At 61.4% G+C, this 16,880-nt stretch carries 12 protein-coding genes and 4 tRNA genes; 9 read left to right on the top strand and 7 right to left on the bottom strand.

The window, feature by feature from the left end:
* Positions 1 to 86 precede the first annotated feature (86 nt).
* Positions 87 to 311: a hypothetical protein gene (locus M1E16_RS20345; protein WP_007898912.1), complete on the bottom strand. Its 225-nt coding sequence runs from the start codon at positions 309 to 311 to the stop codon at positions 87 to 89.
* Positions 312 to 1,243: 932 nt separating this feature from the next.
* Here M1E16_RS20345 and M1E16_RS20340 point away from each other — a divergent pair.
* Positions 1,244 to 1,567: an SEL1-like repeat protein gene (locus M1E16_RS20340; protein WP_434572466.1), complete on the top strand. Its 324-nt coding sequence runs from the start codon at positions 1,244 to 1,246 to the stop codon at positions 1,565 to 1,567.
* A gap of 175 nt (positions 1,568 to 1,742) precedes the next feature.
* Complete coding sequence (gene rmuC / locus M1E16_RS20335) at positions 1,743 to 3,131, top strand: DNA recombination protein RmuC (RefSeq protein WP_434631194.1); 1,389 nt, start codon at positions 1,743 to 1,745, stop codon at positions 3,129 to 3,131.
* Between the two features lie 142 nt (positions 3,132 to 3,273).
* Here rmuC and M1E16_RS20330 read toward each other — a convergent pair whose 3' ends face one another.
* Both M1E16_RS20330 and M1E16_RS20325 read right to left on the bottom strand, forming a co-directional pair.
* Positions 3,274 to 6,744 (bottom strand): hybrid sensor histidine kinase/response regulator, encoded by a 3,471-nt coding sequence (locus M1E16_RS20330; protein ID WP_458128226.1) that lies wholly within the window; start codon positions 6,742 to 6,744, stop codon positions 3,274 to 3,276.
* Positions 6,745 to 6,996: 252 nt separating this feature from the next.
* Positions 6,997 to 7,536 carry a TetR/AcrR family transcriptional regulator gene (locus M1E16_RS20325; RefSeq protein ID WP_305499468.1) on the bottom strand — a complete coding sequence of 180 codons (540 nt, stop codon included), beginning with the start codon at positions 7,534 to 7,536 and terminating at the stop codon, positions 6,997 to 6,999.
* Positions 7,537 to 7,638: 102 nt separating this feature from the next.
* Between M1E16_RS20325 and M1E16_RS20320 the strand changes: the two genes are divergently transcribed.
* The 3 genes from M1E16_RS20320 to M1E16_RS20310 all read left to right on the top strand — a co-directional run bounded on the left by M1E16_RS20320 (position 7,639) and on the right by M1E16_RS20310 (position 12,041).
* Positions 7,639 to 8,832, top strand: coding sequence for an MFS transporter (locus tag M1E16_RS20320; RefSeq protein ID WP_458128225.1), 1,194 nt, complete (start codon positions 7,639 to 7,641; stop codon positions 8,830 to 8,832).
* 104 nt (positions 8,833 to 8,936) lie between these two features.
* A complete protein-coding gene (locus M1E16_RS20315) occupies positions 8,937 to 10,085 on the top strand; it encodes a TDT family transporter (protein WP_458128224.1) in 1,149 nt (382 codons plus the stop codon).
* Positions 10,086 to 10,166: 81 nt separating this feature from the next.
* Positions 10,167 to 12,041 carry an MFS transporter gene (locus M1E16_RS20310; protein ID WP_458128223.1) on the top strand — a complete coding sequence of 625 codons (1,875 nt, stop codon included), beginning with the start codon at positions 10,167 to 10,169 and terminating at the stop codon, positions 12,039 to 12,041.
* Between the two features lie 103 nt (positions 12,042 to 12,144).
* Here M1E16_RS20310 and sugE read toward each other — a convergent pair whose 3' ends face one another.
* From sugE to rdgC, 3 genes are all read right to left on the bottom strand, one after another.
* Positions 12,145 to 12,459 (bottom strand): quaternary ammonium compound efflux SMR transporter SugE, encoded by a 315-nt coding sequence (gene sugE, locus M1E16_RS20305; protein WP_458128222.1) that lies wholly within the window; start codon positions 12,457 to 12,459, stop codon positions 12,145 to 12,147.
* 117 nt (positions 12,460 to 12,576) lie between these two features.
* Positions 12,577 to 13,542: a bile acid:sodium symporter family protein gene (locus M1E16_RS20300; RefSeq protein ID WP_434601534.1), complete on the bottom strand. Its 966-nt coding sequence runs from the start codon at positions 13,540 to 13,542 to the stop codon at positions 12,577 to 12,579.
* Between the two features lie 142 nt (positions 13,543 to 13,684).
* Positions 13,685 to 14,605 (bottom strand): recombination-associated protein RdgC, encoded by a 921-nt coding sequence (gene rdgC / locus M1E16_RS20295; protein ID WP_305499478.1) that lies wholly within the window; start codon positions 14,603 to 14,605, stop codon positions 13,685 to 13,687.
* A 160-nt stretch (positions 14,606 to 14,765) separates the two neighbouring features.
* Between rdgC and M1E16_RS20290 the strand changes: the two genes are divergently transcribed.
* The 4 genes from M1E16_RS20290 to M1E16_RS20275 all read left to right on the top strand — a co-directional run bounded on the left by M1E16_RS20290 (position 14,766) and on the right by M1E16_RS20275 (position 15,283).
* Positions 14,766 to 14,841 (top strand) — tRNA-Val (locus M1E16_RS20290).
* Between the two features lie 19 nt (positions 14,842 to 14,860).
* Positions 14,861 to 14,937 (top strand) — tRNA-Asp (locus tag M1E16_RS20285).
* 176 nt (positions 14,938 to 15,113) lie between these two features.
* Positions 15,114 to 15,189: transfer RNA gene (locus tag M1E16_RS20280), tRNA-Val, on the top strand.
* A 17-nt stretch (positions 15,190 to 15,206) separates the two neighbouring features.
* A tRNA-Asp gene (locus tag M1E16_RS20275) sits at positions 15,207 to 15,283 on the top strand.
* 451 nt (positions 15,284 to 15,734) lie between these two features.
* Here M1E16_RS20275 and M1E16_RS20270 read toward each other — a convergent pair.
* Positions 15,735 to 16,871 carry a catalase family protein gene (locus M1E16_RS20270; protein ID WP_434697099.1) on the bottom strand — a complete coding sequence of 379 codons (1,137 nt, stop codon included), beginning with the start codon at positions 16,869 to 16,871 and terminating at the stop codon, positions 15,735 to 15,737.
* Between the last annotated feature and the right edge of the window lie 9 nt (positions 16,872 to 16,880).

Raw genomic sequence — 16,880 nt, 5'->3', positions numbered from 1 at the left:
AGCCGTTGCGCTTTATCGAGAAATGCCAGGCAATAAAAAACCCCGCTTTTCGGGGCGGGGTCTTCGGTTTCAGCTTTCCGGGCGTCTCAGGCAACCAGTGCCTGGCGGGTACGCTCGATCACGGCCTGCAGCGGTTCTGCGCTGGAGTACTGGTCTGGATACAGGCGTTCGCTGTGACGGGCGATGCCGTGTTCGTTGACCAGCGTGAAGCTGAAGCAGCCTTTGCGAGCGGCCATGATCAGGCAGTTCATTGGTGCAAAAGCGTTGGTCAGGGTGCGGATGGCATCCTGGGTATGGATTTGAGTAGACATGTTATGGGTGTTCCTGCAAATGACACGGTTAAGAACCGTGCCGCGTTAAAACGTTCCAGTAACGTCGACCACCATTGGTCGAACGAAGAACCCGACTGGAACAAAGCAGCCAGTTTGAGCGCTATAAAAAGGCGCGCTTGGGCTGGCAGGTAGGTACTTAGGAGGGCAGGCAACACATCAAGGGCAAAGGTTCTGGGCCCGGGGTGAAGATCCTGATCAATTTTGCAGGTTGGTTCGGTCAGAGTAACGAGCCTGGCAGGCACCCTTTGCATTCGATCAAAGGCAGTGCTGACGCAAGATTTACCTGGAAACCATCGAGGGGGTCGGTCTCTTTTTATCGGTGGGGCTGCCCTTGAGGGTGGCTGACCGTGGAGATGTGTTCGACCCGGAATTGACTTTCAGCTTGGTACTAACGCCGCGGATACTAACGGATCGGATTACCGAAGGGAAGGCCATTGATCAATAAATATTCAAATCCGACCAGCGGGACGCCGCGCTCTGCCTTCCGTGGCTGGCGAGCCCGGGCGATCAGCCAAGGCGCTCTCCCGGGTTATCCCCAGGTCCCACCTCTCTGAATGCCTCAAAAAGCGCGGCGATATAACCGTTCGCGTGTTACTTGTGCACACTTGCGACGAGGCTTGTCACCGAACTGTCATGTAGGAACATTCTGAGGTGGGTGCCTGCATCCAAAATTTAAGTCAATGAAAAACATCGCTTTTTTTAGCTGGTGAAAAAATCGTCAGTTTGAGCGCAGGCCCCGTTCCACAGGGCTTGCGGCGAGTTCAGGGTAGGTTGTCCACTGAGTTATCCACAGCTTCTGTGGATTGTCCCAAGCGCTTGCTCTAGGACGGGCGTGCCGGTTTTTTTCGACTTTACCCGTACGAAAAAAGGAGTAGAGTGGCGCGCCTTCTGACCTGTCACCGTAGTGCGTTATGAAGTTCCGCTCAGTATCAAATCCTGTTACCTCCACACCCCAGGGTGTTACCCCACCCAAGCGTATTTCGATGCGCGTGGCCGAATGGTTACTCGACAGCCCGCGCCTGGGCGACAGCCCCAGCGTCAAGCACCTGGCCGGTCGCCTGCTCAAGCAACCGGCCCGTGAAGGCGTGGTGGCGGCCCAGAGCCGTCTCGGCCAGCTGATGTGCCGCGAATGCGGTAACGCGCGAGACCGGCGTATTGGCCAGGACCTGCTGCGCCAGGCTGCCCGGGCAGGTGACCACCGCGCTCGCCAGGCGCTGGGTGAAATCGAAGACTGAGCTGGGCAACGCCGGGTTGCTTGGTTAACCTTCGGGCTTTATTTCATCCGCGGAAATTGTCATGGCTATGGATTTGACCAGCCTGTTGCTTGGCCTGGCGGGCGCTGCGCTGCCGTTGCTGGCGCTGGCCTGGCATCTGCAGCGCCAGGCCAGCGCGGCGCAGACCGAACTCGCCCTGCTGGAAGAGCGCCTGGCGACCGCGCACATGGCCCACGACGGGTTGAACGCCCAGCTGGATGCCTGCCGCGACGAAATCAGTGACCTGAGCCAGGCCAATGCCGCCAAACAGGCCGAGCTCGCGGCGGCCAGTCGCGAAGTCGAATTGCTGCAGATCGAGCGCGACAATGCTCGGGACGCGGCCCACGCCTGGAATCTCGAACGGGCCAACAAGGAAGCGGAACTGCGGCGGCTCGATGCCCAGGCGGCTTCGTTGCACGCCGAGCTGCGCGAGCAGCAGGAAAGCCATCAGCAGCGCCTCAATGACTTGCAAGGTTCGCGCGACGAGTTGCGGGCGCAGTTCGCCGAGCTGGCCGGAAAAATCTTCGACGAACGTGAACAGCGCTTCGCCGAAACCAGCCAGCAGCGCCTGGGACAACTGCTCGATCCGCTGAAGGAGCGCATCCAATCGTTCGAGAAACGCGTCGAGGAAAGCTATCAGGCCGAGGCTCGCGAGCGGTTTTCCTTGGGCAAGGAGCTTGAACGCTTGCAGCAATTGAACCTGCGCCTGAGTGATGAAGCCACCAACCTTACCCGTGCCCTCAAGGGGCAGAAAACCCAGGGCAACTGGGGCGAACTGATCCTCGAGCGGGTGCTCGAACACGCAGGTCTGGAGAAGGGCCGTGAATACCAGACCCAGGTCAGCCTCAAGGGCCCGGACGGTGAGCGTTTCCAGCCGGACGTGTTGATTTATCTGCCCGGCGACAAACAGGTAGTAGTCGATTCGAAGGTCAGCCTCACGGCCTATCAGCAATACGTCGCCGCCGAAGATGACGCCATCGGCCAGCTCGCCCTCAAGCAGCATGTCGTGTCGTTGCGAGCCCACGTCAAGGGCTTGGCCGGCAAGGACTACAAGCGCCTCGACGGTTTGCACAGCCTGGATTTCGTGTTGCTGTTCGTGCCGATCGAGGCCGCGTTTTCCGCCGCGCTGCAAGCCGAGCCGACGCTGTTCCAGGAAGCCTTTGACCGCAACATCGTGATTGTCAGCCCGACGACTTTGCTGGCGACATTGCGGGTCATCGACAGCTTGTGGAAACAGGAACGCCAGAGCCAGAACGCCCGGGAAATTGCTGAGCGCGCCGGATGGCTGTACGACAAGTTCGTGCTGTTCATCCAGGACCTCGATGAAATCGGCAATCGCCTGCAGCAACTGGACAAAGCCTACAGCGCCGCGCGCAACAAGCTGACGGAAGGGCGCGGCAACCTGATCAGCCGCAGCGAACAACTGAAACTCCTCGGCGCCCGGGCGAGCAAAAGCCTGCCGACGGAGCTGCTGGAACGGGCGATGGCGGATGTGGATGGGTTGCCTGAGGTGGCGGAAGAACCCAGCACGGACACCCAAGGCTGAAGTAGAACTCCAGGCCTGAAACCGAACCCCTGTGGCGAGGGAGCTTGCTCCCGCTGGGCTGCGCAGCGGCCCCTCTTTTATGAGTGCTGCGCACTCAAGCGGGAGCAAGCTCCCTCGCCACGGAGGGTTTGCCCTTCCTGAATTACAACGGCAAATGCCGACTCAACAACGCCCGCAACGCCGCCGGCTTCACCGGTTTGGCCAGGTAATCCAGCCCCGCCGCATGCACTTGCGCCACCGTCTCCGGCCGGCCGTCGGCACTGATCACCACCCCCGGCACCGGCTCGCCCAGGCGCGTGCGCAGCCAGGCCATCAGCTCGGTGCCCGTCTCGCCGTAGTCCAGATGAAAATCCACCAGGGCCAGTTGCGGACGCCCGCCCTGGGCGAGCCAGCGCTCGCACTCTTCGCGGTTGCGCGCGGTCCAGACCTGGCACCCCCAGCGCGTCAGCAAACTGCTCATGCCGATCAGGATACTGTCTTCGTTATCCACACACAGCACCTGGGCGCCGCTCGGCAATTGCCCGTTGGGTTCGGGCGCGGCACTGGGAGCAGCGGCCTGGGTGCTGGCCAACGGCACGCTGACACTGAACACGCTGCCGCGCCCCAGCCAGGAACGCACGCGCAACCTGTGGTCAAGCACGCGGCACAGGCCATCGGCGATCGCCAGGCCCAGGCCGAGGCCTTTTTCGGCGCGGGTCTGATGGCTGTCGAGGCGTTTGAACTCTTCGAAAATGACCTGCTGTTTGTCTTCGGCAATACCCGGGCCACGATCCCAGACTTCCAGGCACAGCTCGCCCTGGCGGCGGCGCACGCCCAACAGCACGGGACCTTTGGCGTAGCGGAAGGCATTGGTGAGGAAGTTCTGCAAGATCCGCCGGAGTAGCTTGATGTCGCTGTCGACCCGCAGCCGCGAGCCACGAACGCGGAACTTGAGCCCTTGCTCCTGGGCCAGCACGGTGAATTCGGCGCCCAGGGTATCGAACAGGTCGTTGAGCACGAAGGGCTTGCGATCGGGGTTGATCTTGCCGTTCTCCAGGCGGGAGATGTCGAGCAGGTCGGTGATCAGGTCCTCCGCCGAACGCAGCGAGCTGTCCAGGTGCTGCACCAGTTGCCGGGCTTCGCCGGGCAGGCTGTCATGCTGGTGGGACAGCGCGGCAGAAAACAGCCGCGCGGCATTCAGGGGTTGCATCAGGTCATGGCTGACGGCGGCAAGGAAGCGGGTCTTGGACTGATAGGCGGCTTCTGCGGTGCTCTTGGCCTCGGTCAGCGCCAGGTTCAGCTGCGACAGTTCCCGGGTGCGCTCGGCCACCCGTTGCTCCAGCCCTTCGTTGGCCTCGGTCAAGGCTTGGGCGGCTTCGCGGAACGCGGTGATGTCAGTGAAGCTCATGACAAAGCCGCCGCCGGGCATCGGGTTGCCGATCAGCTCGATCACCCGGCCGTTGGGGAACAGCCGTTCCGAGGTGTGCGCGCGGCCCTGGCGCATCCAGTGCAGGCGGCGGGCGACATGGACCTCGGCCTCGCCGGGCCCGCAGAGGCCGCGTTCGGCGTTGTAGCGGATGATGTCGGCGATCGGCCGGCCCACACTGATAAGGCCGTCGGGGTAATTGAACAGCTCCAGGTAGCGACGGTTCCAGGCCACCAGCCTGAGGGATTGGTCGACGACGCTGATGCCCTGGGTGATGTTTTCGATGGCGCCTTGCAGCAGCGCGCGATTGAACTGCAGCACCTCGGATGCTTCGTCGGCGATCCGCACGACGTCCTCCAGTTGCATCTCCCGCCCTTCAATTGCTGCCTTCACCACCGCCCGCGTCGAAGAGGCGCCCAGCACACCGGCCAGCAGGCGCTCGGTGTGGGCGATCCATTCGCTGTCGGCGTTCTGGCTCGGGTTGAAACCTTTGCCCTGGCGGTAGGCGAAACGGATGAAGCTCTGCCGCGCGCGCTCTTCGCCGACGAACCGGGCGGCCAGTTGCAGCAGATCGTCGATCTGTACCGCGAGCATCGAACGAGGGTTGGGGCGGGCGCTGATTTCCTGGCCGATGAAGCGCCCGGCCTGCCAGTGCTCCGACACGCGGGTGCGGGACAACACCGAGACCCAGGCGAACAGGATGAAATTGCCGGCCAGGGACAAGACCACCCCTTGCGTCAGCGGAGTAATCGGCAGGTCTAGCGGGTTGCCGTGCAGCCAGGCAAGGCCGGGAAAACTGCTCAGTGACCAGCCCAGGCTGTGGGCGGCGATCGGCAGCACCAGCGTATAAAACCAGAGGAAAATTCCCGTGGCGAGGCCGGCGAATACGCCGCGTCGGTTCGCCTGCTTCCAGTACAGCGCGCCGAGCATGGCGGGCGCCAGTTGAGTCACGGCGGCGAAAGCGATCTGGCCGATGGTCGCCAGGCTCGCCGTCGACCCCAGCAGCCGGTAACTGACGTAAGCCAGCAGCAGGATCACGACGATGCTCACCCGGCGTACCGACAGCATCCACTGGCGGAACACCTCGAAGGGCCGCTCGGCGTTGTTGCGGCGCAACAGCCAGGGCAGCAGCATGTCGTTGGAGACCATGGTCGACAGGGCGACACTCGCCACGATCACCATGCCGGTGGCGGCCGACGCGCCGCCGATGAACGCCAGCACCGCCAGGGCCGGGTGGGCCTGGGCCAGCGGCAGGCTGATGACGAACGAATCCGGCAGCACCGAACTGGGCAGCATCATCTGCCCGGCCAGGGCGATCGGCACCACGAACAGCGCGGCCAGCGCCAGGTACGCGGGGAACACCCACTTGGCCAGGCGCAGGTCCTGCGGGTCGATGTTCTCGACCACGGTCACATGGAATTGCCGGGGCAGGCAGATGATCGCCATCATCGCCACGCCGGTTTGCACGACCATGGACGGCCAGTTGATGGTTTCCTTCCAGTATTGCTCCAGGCGGGGCGCCAGCATCGCCTGGTTGAACAGGTCATCAAAACCGTCATAGAGGCCAAACGTGACAAACGCGCCGACGGCCAGGAAGGCGAACAGCTTGACCAGCGACTCGAAGGCAATCGCCAGGACCATGCCGCGATGGTGCTCGGTGGCGTCCAGGTTGCGGGTACCGAAGACGATGGTGAACAGCGCCAGGATCAGCGAGACGATCAGGGCGGTGTCCTGGGCCCGGGTGCCCATGGCGTCGGCGCCGGCGCCGATCAGCAGATTCACCCCGAGCACGATGCCCTTGAGCTGCAAGGCGATGTAGGGCAGCACGCCGACCAGGCAGATCAGGGCGACCACAATCGCCAGGGACTGCGACTTGCCGTAGCGGGCGGCGATGAAGTCGGCGATGGAGGTGATGTTCTCCTGCTTGCTGATCATCACCATTTTCTGCAGGACCCACGGCGCGAACACCAGCAGCAGGATCGGCCCGAGGTAGATCGGCAGGAACGACCAGAGCTGTTCGGCGGCCTGGCCCACGGCGCCAAAGAAGGTCCAACTGGTGCAATAGACCGCCAGCGACAGGCTGTAGACCCAGGCCCGCACGCGCGGCGGCAACGGCGTGCTGCGTCGGTCGCCGTAGAAGGCGATGGCAAACATGATGGCCATATAGGCCAGGGCGACAACGGCAATCAGCCCGCTGGACAGCGACATGGAAACTCCCGGACAAATATCCCCGGGCTCGGGCCCGGCACGACAGTCTCGCATGCCCGCTCGGGTTCGTCAGTGTCGACCAAGGTCGGGGCGTGGCGGGGTGTCGCGGTTGGGGTGGGGGGCTCGGGTTATCGGGTGTTCTTTCGGGCCTCTTCGCGAGCAGGCTCGCTCCCATAGTGGATCTGCGGGGCACACAAATCTTATGCCCGCTGGAGATCCCGGGTGGGAGCGAGCCTGCTCGCGAAAGCGGCCCTACTGACCCAACGCTATGTCAACCAACCGATACAACTCCTCGACCTCCAGCGGCGCAGTGGCAAACAGGATACGAAACACCGTCGGCGCCACGATCACATTCACCAACCGCTCGATGCCCGGATTCGGCTCATCGGGATAGCGGTCCAGGATGATCTGTAACTGACCGCTGATGATGCCCACGCAATAGCCCGGCGTGGCGCAGGCCTGGATATCGCGCATCATGTTGCGGCCGGGCTCGGAACTCATTTCGTCCAGATACTGCTCGGCCCAGGCACGCAAGTCGCCGCGCAGGCTGCCGGTATTGGCCGGCTCGCCGTCCGGGCGCATGCGTGCGATGGCGACATCCGCCAGCAACGCTTGCAAGTCGCCCCAACGGCGATAAATGGTGGATGGCGTCACCCCGGCACGCGCGGCGATTTGCGGCACGGTCAGGCTGGCGCGATCCTGCTCCTGCAATAACGCGCGAACGGCCGAATGAATCGACTCCTGTACCCGGGCGCTTCTGCCGCCAGGGCGTAAACCTTCTTTAATAGCCATGAATCGGACCTTAACACAAAGAATTTGCTTTAAGCGCATGCCAGTAGCACACTCCGCAAAAGCAAAAAATTAGCTTTTGTGAATGCCTTGTGGAGCGTGCCCATGTCTCGTCCAGCTTCGACCCGCGCCAGCCTGATATTTCTGGCGCTCACCTTGCTCGGCTTCCTGGCGGCGTCCAGCGCGCCGACGCCGTTGTATCATCTCTACCAGGAACATATGCAGTTTTCCCCGGCGATCCTGACACTGATCTTCGGCGTGTACGCGTTCAGTCTGCTGGCGGCTTTGCTGGTCGTCGGTTCGCTGTCCGATTACCTCGGTCGCAAGCCAGTGATCTTTGCGGCATTGCTGCTTAACATGCTGGCGATGCTGCTGTTTATCAACGCCGACAGCGTCGCCTGGTTGATCGGTGCGCGTTTGATTCAGGGTTTTGCCACCGGAATGGCCACCAGTGTATTGGGGGCGGCGTTGCTGGACTTCGATCGTCAGCAGGGGCCGCTGATCACCAGCGTGGCGCCATTGCTCGGCATGGCGTGTGGCGCGATGGGCTGCGGCCTGCTGGCTGAGTTCGCGCCGATGCCGCTGCAATTGACGTATTGGCTGCTGCTGGCATTGTTTCTCCTCCAGGCGATTTACCTGTGGCGCCTGGCGGAAAGCGTCAGCCCGCAGCCCGGGGCGTGGCGATCGTTGCGCCCGACTTTGCATGTACCTGTCCAGGCCCGGCGCGCCTTGTGGCTGATATTGCCTCTGGACCTGGCGGCTTGGGCGGTCGGGGGATTCTATTTGTCCCTCGCGCCGTCACTGGTGCGGGCCGCGACCGGTTCGACATCGAACCTGATTGGCGGCGCGCTGGTGGCTGTGCTCACTCTCAGTGGTGCCTTGTCGATCTACACGCTGCGTAACCGGGCAGCAAGAACGATGCTGCGGCTTGGCGCCAGCCTATTGGTGCTCGGCCTGGGCCTGGTATTGACGGCCGTACACACGGCCAGCCTGCCGTGGTTTTTCATTGGCACCTTGATCACTGGCAGCGGTTTTGGCGCGGGATTCCTCGGCGCCCTGCGCAGCATCATGCCGCTGGCCTTGCCCCACGAACGGGCCGGCCTGATGTCGGCGTTCTACGTGCTCAGTTACCTGGCCTTCAGCCTGCCTTCGTTGTTGGCAGGAAACCTCACGCGTATTTTCGGGCTGATTCCGACCACCGATGGCTACGGCGTCGTGCTGATTGTGATGGCAGTCGGTGCGCTGGCGGGCTTGCTGCGCCAGCCTGCAAAACCGCTGGCGGAGAGGGTGGAGTCGTGAGCGCTTATCTGTAAAACAGAATAGATATAGAGAAATTACCCGTTATATAGATATTCTTTTCGGTTCTAGCATGGCTTTACCTCATCCGATAACGAGGATTGACCATGACTTGCTGCGCTGCGAAAAACCGTTTACGCCCGCTGAGCCACTTGGCCGGACCCTTGGAGGTCGTCCGACAATTCACCCCGAACTGGTTCGCCGCCACCATGGGGACTGGTGTGCTGGCGTTGGCCCTGGCGCAAGTGCCAGGCGGCAATGCCGGATTGCACGCATTTGCTGAAGGGCTGTGGTTGTTCAACATTTTCCTGTTTGCACTGTTCACCGGGCTGTACGGCGCTCGCTGGATGCTTTTTTTCAACGAGGCCCGGCGAGTTTTCGGCCATTCAACGGTCTCGATGTTTTTCGGCACCATTCCCATGGGCCTGGCGACGATCATCAACGGCTTTCTGGTGTTTGGGTTGCCGCGCTGGGGGGAAGGCGTGGTGGCGGTGGCAGAAGTGTTGTGGTGGATCGACGTGGTGATGTCGCTGGCCTGCGGCGTGCTGATTCCGTTCCTGATGTTCACCCGCCAGGAGCACCGCATCGACCAGATGACCGCCGTGTGGCTGTTGCCCGTAGTGGCCGCCGAGGTTGCCGCTGCCAGTGGCGGGCTACTGGCGCCACACCTTGGCGACGCCCATGCGCAAATGGTCATGTTGGTCACCAGCTACGTGCTGTGGGCATTTTCGCTACCGGTGGCGTTCAGCATTCTGACCATCCTGCTGCTGCGCATGGCCCTGCACAAACTGCCGCATGAAAACATGGCCGCCTCGAGCTGGCTGGCCCTCGGCCCCATCGGCACGGGCGCCTTGGGCATGTTGCTGCTGGGTGGCGAGGCCCCGATGATTTTCGCCGCCAATGGCTTGCCGGGCGTGGGCGAGGTTGCCTCGGGGCTGGGGCTGGTGGCCGGCATCACCCTGTGGGGCTTGGGTTTGTGGTGGATGTTGATGGCGCTGTTGATCACCGGGCGCTATCTGCGCGAAGGCATCCCGTTCAATCTCGGCTGGTGGGGTTTCACCTTTCCCTTGGGTGTGTACGCACTGACCACGCTGAAACTGGCGAGCGTGCTGGGGCTGGTATTTTTCAACCTGCTGGGTTGCGCACTGGTGGTGATGCTGGCGGTGATGTGGCTGATCGTCGCCCGGCGCACGGTGCTGGGCGCCTGGCACGGTGAGTTGTTCGTGTCGCCTTGTATTGCGGGGCTGGGGAAATAATCGTCAAAGACAGGTAATGTGTGGCCTGGATCGAAAAAGCGTCATTCCAATAAGCGTCCAAGCCACTCAGGAACATGGAAGATGAGTCACCCCTCGCAGTTCACCTTGCTTCGCACGCGGCGTTTCCTGCCGTTCTTCATCACGCAGTCCCTCGGCGCGTTCAACGACAATATCTTCAAGCAGTCGCTGATCCTCGCCATCCTCTATAAATTGACCATCGAGGGTGATCGCTCGATCTGGGTCAATCTGTGCGCGCTGCTGTTCATCCTGCCGTTCTTCCTGTTCTCGGCGCTGGCGGGACAGTTCGGCGAAAAATTCGCCAAGGATGCGTTGATTCGCCTGATCAAGCTTGGCGAAATCGCGATCATGGCGGTCGGCGCGGTGGGTTTCCTGTTCGATCATCTGTGGCTGATGCTGGTGGCGCTGTTCGCCATGGGCACGCACTCGGCGCTGTTCGGGCCGGTGAAATATTCGATCCTGCCGCAAGCCCTGCGCGAGGATGAGCTGGTCGGCGGCAACGGCCTGGTGGAGATGGGGACGTTCCTGGCGATCCTCGCCGGCACCATCGGCGCCGGGATGATGATGTCCTCGGCCAATTACGCGCCCGTGGTCTCGGTGGCGATTGTCGGCATTGCCGTGGCCGGTTACCTGGCCAGCCGCGGCATTCCGCGGGCGGCGGCCGCTTCGCCGCAGATGCGTTTGAACTGGAACATCTTCAGCCAGTCCTGGGCGACCCTGAAGCTGGGCCTCGGGCAGACCCCGGCGGTATCCCGCTCGATTGTCGGTAATTCCTGGTTCTGGTTTGTCGGCGCGATCTATCTCACCCAGATCCCGGCCTATGCCAAGGAGTGGATGCGCGGCGACGAAACCGTCGTGACGCTGATCCTGACGGTGTTTTCGGTGGGGATCGCCCTGGGCTCGATGCTCTGCGAAAGGCTCTCGGGGCGCAAAGTGGAGATCGGCCTGGTGCCGTTCGGTTCGTTCGGGCTGACGGTGTTCGGCTTGCTGTTGTGGTGGCATTCCGGTGGAATCCCCGCCAGCGTCGACGGCCATGGCTGGCTGCAAATTCTGGGTTTCGGCCACGCCTGGCTAGTGCTGATCGATATCCTCGGGCTGGGTATCTTTGGCGGTTTCTACATCGTGCCGCTGTATGCATTGATCCAGTCGCGCACCGTTGAAAACGAGCGGGCGCGAGTGATCGCCGCCAACAACATCCTCAACGCCTTGTTCATGGTGGTCTCGGCGATCGTTTCCATCGTCCTGCTGAGCCTGGCCAAGCTGTCGATCCCGCAGCTGTTCCTGGTGGTGTCGCTGCTGAACATCGGCGTCAACGCCTACATCTTCAAGATCGTCCCCGAGTTCAGCATGCGTTTCATGATCTGGCTGCTCAGCCATTCCATGTACCGCGTGGAGCATCGCAATCTGGAAACGATCCCGGATGAGGGCGCAGCGTTGCTGGTGTGCAATCACGTATCGTTTGTCGATGCCTTGCTGATTGGCGGCGCGGTGCGTCGGCCGATTCGTTTTGTGATGTACTACAAGATTTACAACCTGCCGATCCTGAACTTCATCTTCCGCACCGCCGGGACCATTCCGATTGCCGGGCGCCAGGAGGATATCCACATCTATGAAAAAGCCTTCAGCCGCATCGCCCAATACCTGAAGGACGGTGAGCTGGTGTGCATCTTCCCTGAAGGAAAGTTGACCGCCGACGGTGAGATCAACGAGTTCAAGAGCGGGCTGACGCGCATCCTGCAGGAAACCCCGGTGCCGGTGATTCCCTTGGCATTGCAGGGCTTGTGGGGAAGCTTTTTCAGCCGTGATCCGAGCAAGGGGCTGTTTCGGCGGTTCTGGTCGCGGGTGACGCTGGTGGCGGGGACGGCGGTGGCGGTCGAGGCGGCGGAGCCGGCGAAGTTGCAGGCGTTGGTCGGAGAGTTGCGCGGGGCGGTCAGATAACAGGTGATCTTGTGGGCCTCTTCGCGAGCAGGCTCGCTCCCACCCTTGACCGAGTGAATGCGGTCGAATGTGGGAGCGAGCCTGCTCGCGAAGGTGTAGTGGCTTAAGCGCTGGCCTTGAGCCCGACCAGCCCGGCTATGATCAGCGCAACGCTGGCCAGCCGAATCAGCGCCATCGACTCGCCAAACAGGATGATCCCGGCGATCACCGTGCCGACGGCACCGACCCCGGTCCAGATGGCATAGGCAGTGCCCAGCGGCAACTCCTTCATCGCCAGGCCGAGCAGGCCGAGGCTGATCGCCATGGCGGCGATTGTCAGTGCGGTAGGGAGCGGGCGGCTGAAGCCGTCGGTGTACTTCAGGCCGACAGCCCAGCCGACTTCGAACAGGCCGGCGAAAAACAGAATGATCCAGGACATCACACACCTCATCGATGGATGGGGTCGTCCCCGGATAAAAACTTCATGGCATTGCGGGGTCGTCCCCGCATTGGGCGCAAGAGTGCCCAATGCTGACTATTCGGTCAAGTCCTTCGGTCAGTCCGCGGTTTGTCGGGCGAGCTCTTCGCGGTCCTGTTTTTCACTCATGCGCCGGAACCAGGTCGAGAGCAGGGCGCCGGAAATGTTGTGCCAGACGCTGAACAGCGCGCTGGGCACTGCCGCCAGCGGCGAAAAGTGTGCGCTGGCCAATGCCGCACCGAGGCCGGAGTTCTGCATGCCGACTTCCAGCGACAACGTCTTGCGTTGGGCCAACGGCAACCCGAAAAGGCGACCGGTGAAATACCCCAACAGGTAGCCGAAGCTGTTATGCAGGATCACGATCGCCATGATCAGCAGGCCGGACTCAGCGATCTTCGCTTGGCTGGCTGCCACCACGGCCGCAACGATGATCACGATACTGACCACCGATACCAGCGGCAGCACCTCTACGGCATGACGGACCCGCGCACCCAACAAACGTTGGGCAACAATACCCAGTGCGATGGGCAGCAACACAATTTGCAGTATCGACCAGAACAATGCCGAGAACGACACCGGCAGCCAGGCCGAGGCCAGCAGCCATATCAGCGTCGGGGTCAGCAGCGGGGCAAGCAGGGTTGTGATGGCGGATATCGCTACGGCCAAGGCCAGGTCGCCGCGGGCGAGCCAGGTCATCACGTTGGACGACGTGCCGCTCGGGCAGCAACCCACCAGAATCACGCCGACGGCGATTTCGGGCGGCAGGCTGAATACCTGGCAAAGCAGCCATGCTGTCCCCGGCATGATCACGAACTGGGCAATCACCCCCAGGGCCACCCGTCCAGGGCGACGAGCCACTTCGGCAAAGTCTTCCAGCTTCAGTGCCAGGCCCATGCCGAACATCACCAGGCCCAGCAGCGGCACAATGGCGCTTTTGAGACCGATGAACCAGGTCGGCAGAAAGAACGCCACGACGGCGAACAGCAACACCCAGTAAGCGAACGTATTGCCGACGAAGCGGCTCAATGCAGCCAGTGCACGCATGATCTGATCCTTGTTATAAAAAACACCGAATACCCGTGTGGGAGCGAGCCTGCTCGCGAAAGCGGGGTGTCAGTCAACATCGCTGTGGCTGTCATACCGCTTTCGCGAGCAAGCTCGCTCCCACAGGGGCTATCCGCTACTTTTAGATCCCCTGCGGAATCTCTTCACCACCCAGCGCTTCAACCAGCGCCGGCAGGAACTCGCCGAACGTCAGCATCATCAGGGTGAAGCTGGCGTCCAGTTGGCCGAGGGCTTCGTCGCCGCCGTCCTGTTCCGCCTGGTCTTGCAGCAGGTCTTCGAACTTCAGGCGCTTGACCACCATTTTGTCGTCGAGCACGAAGGACAGCTTGTCTTGCCAGGCCAGCGACAGTTGCGTCACCACCTTGCCGGTGTTCAGGTGCAGCTGGATTTCGTCGCTGGTCAGGTCCTGGCGCTTGCAACGGACGATGCCGCCATCTTCATGGGTATCGCGCAGTTCGCATTCGTCCAGCACGAAGAAATCGTCTGCGGCTTTCTGGGTCTTGACCCAGTCGGTCATGATCGCGGTCGGAGCTGTCTTCACTGTCAGCGGGCGCACCGGTAGCGTGCCGATGACTTCGCGCAGGGTCGAAAGCAGGTCTTCGGCGCGTTTCGGGCTGGCCGAATTGACCAGGATCAGGCCCTGTTTCGGCGCGATCGCGGCGAACGTGGACGAACGGCGGATGAAGGCGCGAGGCAGGAAGGCCTGGATGATTTCATCCTTGATCTGGTCCCGTTCCTTCTTATAGACCTTGCGCATCTGCTCGGCTTCGATCTCTTCGACCTTTTCCTTGACCGCGTCACGGACGACGCTGCCCGGCAGGATGCGTTCTTCCTTGCGTGCGGCAATCAGCAAAAAGTCCTGGCTGACATGCACCAGGGGGGCGTCTTCGCCTTTGCCAAATGGCGCGACGAAACCGTAAGTGGTCAACTCCTGGCTTGCACAGGGGCGTGCCAGTTTGCTCGCCAGTGCAGTTTCCAACGCCTCGGCATCAACAGGCAGATCTTGGGTCAGGCGATAGATAAGCAGGTTCTTGAACCACATGGGGTGAGTCTCTCCTTTATACAAAGGGGGGCATTATTCTCTTCGCGGCGCCATAGGCCAACCCTTCGCTAAGCCTTTGGAAGGCCTGAAAAAATTAAATTAAAAAGTGCTTGCCACCTTAGGAAGTGCTCCGTAGAATGCGCGCCACACCGAAAGCGAAGGGTGATTAGCTCAGCCGGGAGAGCGTCTGCCTTACAAGCAGAATGTCGGCGGTTCGATCCCGTCATCACCCACCATTCGCTTCAAGTGTTATGCGCAGCGGTAGTTCAGTCGGTTAGAATACCGGCCTGTCACGCCGGGGGTCGCGGGTTCGAGTCCCGTCCGCTGCGCCATATTCGGTAACCTGGAACACTGAACGCCAGGTCACCACAGAAAGCCCGCTAATGCGGGCTTTTTGCTGTCTGGAGTTTCTGTGGTGCGCGTGAATCACATTTTTTTGCTGGATTTATCAATTAAATCAGCACGTTATAAAAAACTGTGAGAGAATGCGCCCCGCATCGAAAGTTCAGGGTGATTAGCTCAGCCGGGAGAGCGTCTGCCTTACAAGCAGAATGTCGGCGGTTCGATCCCGTCATCACCCACCAAACTTTCAATGTTACGCGCAGCGGTAGTTCAGTCGGTTAGAATACCGGCCTGTCACGCCGGGGGTCGCGGGTTCGAGTCCCGTCCGCTGCGCCATATTTGGTATCTGGAACGCTGAACGCCAGGTACCCGCCAGAAGCGGCGCTTTTCCTTTAAGAGAGGGAAGGCGCCGTTTTTTTTGCTTTCGATATTGTTCAGGCAAATCCAGGGTCGAACGCAGAGCCCATTTTGGGAGCGTAATGCAGTTCACTTAAGGTATCGACATTCCCGTGGCGAGGGAGCTTGCTCCCGCTGGGCTGCGTAGCGGCCCCAAAACCTGCCGAATACGCAGCATCAAACACACCGTACCCGCCGAAATACGACTGCTTCGCAGCCGAGCGGGAGCAAGCTCCCTCGCCACAGGTCCGTCGTTTTTTCTTAAGTGAACAGCATTAATTGTGGGAGCGGGCCTGCCCGCGAAGAGGCCGGCACGTGCGACATCTTAATCAGCCATGACGCCGCTTCGCGAGTATCACCGCAGAAACGGATATACACACCACACCACAGCCTACTGCTCAGCATTCCGACTATGCCGATAATCGCTGACCGCCTCATACACCGCTTTACGCAAACGGTTGATACCGCCAATAGGCCGATGCGCCTCGAGCCCAAACCACGGGTTGAACGACAGGTTGTCGCAAGCCAGGTTCAGCTTGGGTGTATCGAAATCCTGGGCCGGCACCTTGATTCGCGCCACCGTCTCGAATGGCGCATCGCTTTCCTGCCACTCGATACTGGTGTCTTCGATCGGCATGTATTTGCCCGGGTCCTGACGCTGGATCTGTAGCACAAAACAGGCTGGCACGCGGTCTGTGGATAACTGCTGAGTCAGTGCGCTGCGCAAGAAATTTGGCAGGTCCTGGTTCTGCTTGGGCAGGGTGTAGGCTGGGCAGTTGTCCGGATCCGGCGCGACGCGAAACTTGGCATTGGCCGCGCCGAACTTGTACGGCGATACCGAGAAATAAGTGGTCTGGGTCGGGCTCGCCGGAGGCGGGGAGAGTGTCGCCAGGGCGATGAACAGATGACGGATCTGCCAACTGCGTGGGTCCAGGCTCGGAAAGAAAGCCATCGCCTTTTTTCCGTCAGCCTGGGCCGCCACGTTCTGACGGTATTCGGCGACATCGCTGACAAAGAAGTTCGGATGATTGAACATCACGAAGTCCTGCTCGCCCTGCGATTGCCGGTCAGCGAGCAATTGCTTGCCAGGCACATCCAGCAGCTTGATGGCCATGCCACGTGCATCGCGCAGGCTGTCGAACTGTGGATAAGCGTTGCCGTTGGACAGGCGGATCGTCGCCTGCCAGGTCTTGCCCGGTTCGGCGAATACGCCCTGGCGCAACGGTGCCGGCAGATCGCCGGGCACCTGGACTTCGGCCATCACGCAGCCATGGGCCTTGGCATGGGCATCGCGCAGGTAGCGCGTGCCGTCGCGGTGCTGGTCGACGATGCGGATGGCGGTCTGGATGATGTCCTGGGTCATGGCGCTTTCACCGGGCGGTATCTGCTCCCTGTCCGCGACCGGCCCACTGTGTTGCCAGGCGAACCAGGCCGTGGCCAGGGCCCAGCCGAGCAGGCCGATGCCCAGCAGCCAGAGGAGCGTCTTGCCCAGAAAGGCGCCGAGGCGCAGCCAGAGCTTTATGAGCATGGTGCGATC

The organism is Pseudomonas sp. Z2-11, from assembly GCF_054161305.1.
Note: the sequence above shows the minus strand (reverse complement) of the source record. Positions and strands in the feature narration are given on the sequence as shown.

Coding starts and splice junctions, on each gene's coding strand:
- M1E16_RS20345 (WP_007898912.1), bottom strand. CDS start 311: ATGTCTACTCAAATCCATACCCAGGATGCCATCCGCACCCTGACCAAC.
- M1E16_RS20340 (WP_434572466.1), top strand. CDS start 1,244: ATGAAGTTCCGCTCAGTATCAAATCCTGTTACCTCCACACCCCAGGGT.
- M1E16_RS20330 (WP_458128226.1), bottom strand. CDS start 6,744: ATGTCGCTGTCCAGCGGGCTGATTGCCGTTGTCGCCCTGGCCTATATG.
- M1E16_RS20325 (WP_305499468.1), bottom strand. CDS start 7,536: ATGGCTATTAAAGAAGGTTTACGCCCTGGCGGCAGAAGCGCCCGGGTA.
- M1E16_RS20320 (WP_458128225.1), top strand. CDS start 7,639: ATGTCTCGTCCAGCTTCGACCCGCGCCAGCCTGATATTTCTGGCGCTC.
- M1E16_RS20315 (WP_458128224.1), top strand. CDS start 8,937: ATGACTTGCTGCGCTGCGAAAAACCGTTTACGCCCGCTGAGCCACTTG.
- M1E16_RS20310 (WP_458128223.1), top strand. CDS start 10,167: ATGAGTCACCCCTCGCAGTTCACCTTGCTTCGCACGCGGCGTTTCCTG.
- sugE (WP_458128222.1), bottom strand. CDS start 12,459: ATGTCCTGGATCATTCTGTTTTTCGCCGGCCTGTTCGAAGTCGGCTGG.
- M1E16_RS20300 (WP_434601534.1), bottom strand. CDS start 13,542: ATGCGTGCACTGGCTGCATTGAGCCGCTTCGTCGGCAATACGTTCGCT.
- rdgC (WP_305499478.1), bottom strand. CDS start 14,605: ATGTGGTTCAAGAACCTGCTTATCTATCGCCTGACCCAAGATCTGCCT.
- M1E16_RS20270 (WP_434697099.1), bottom strand. CDS start 16,871: ATGCTCATAAAGCTCTGGCTGCGCCTCGGCGCCTTTCTGGGCAAGACG.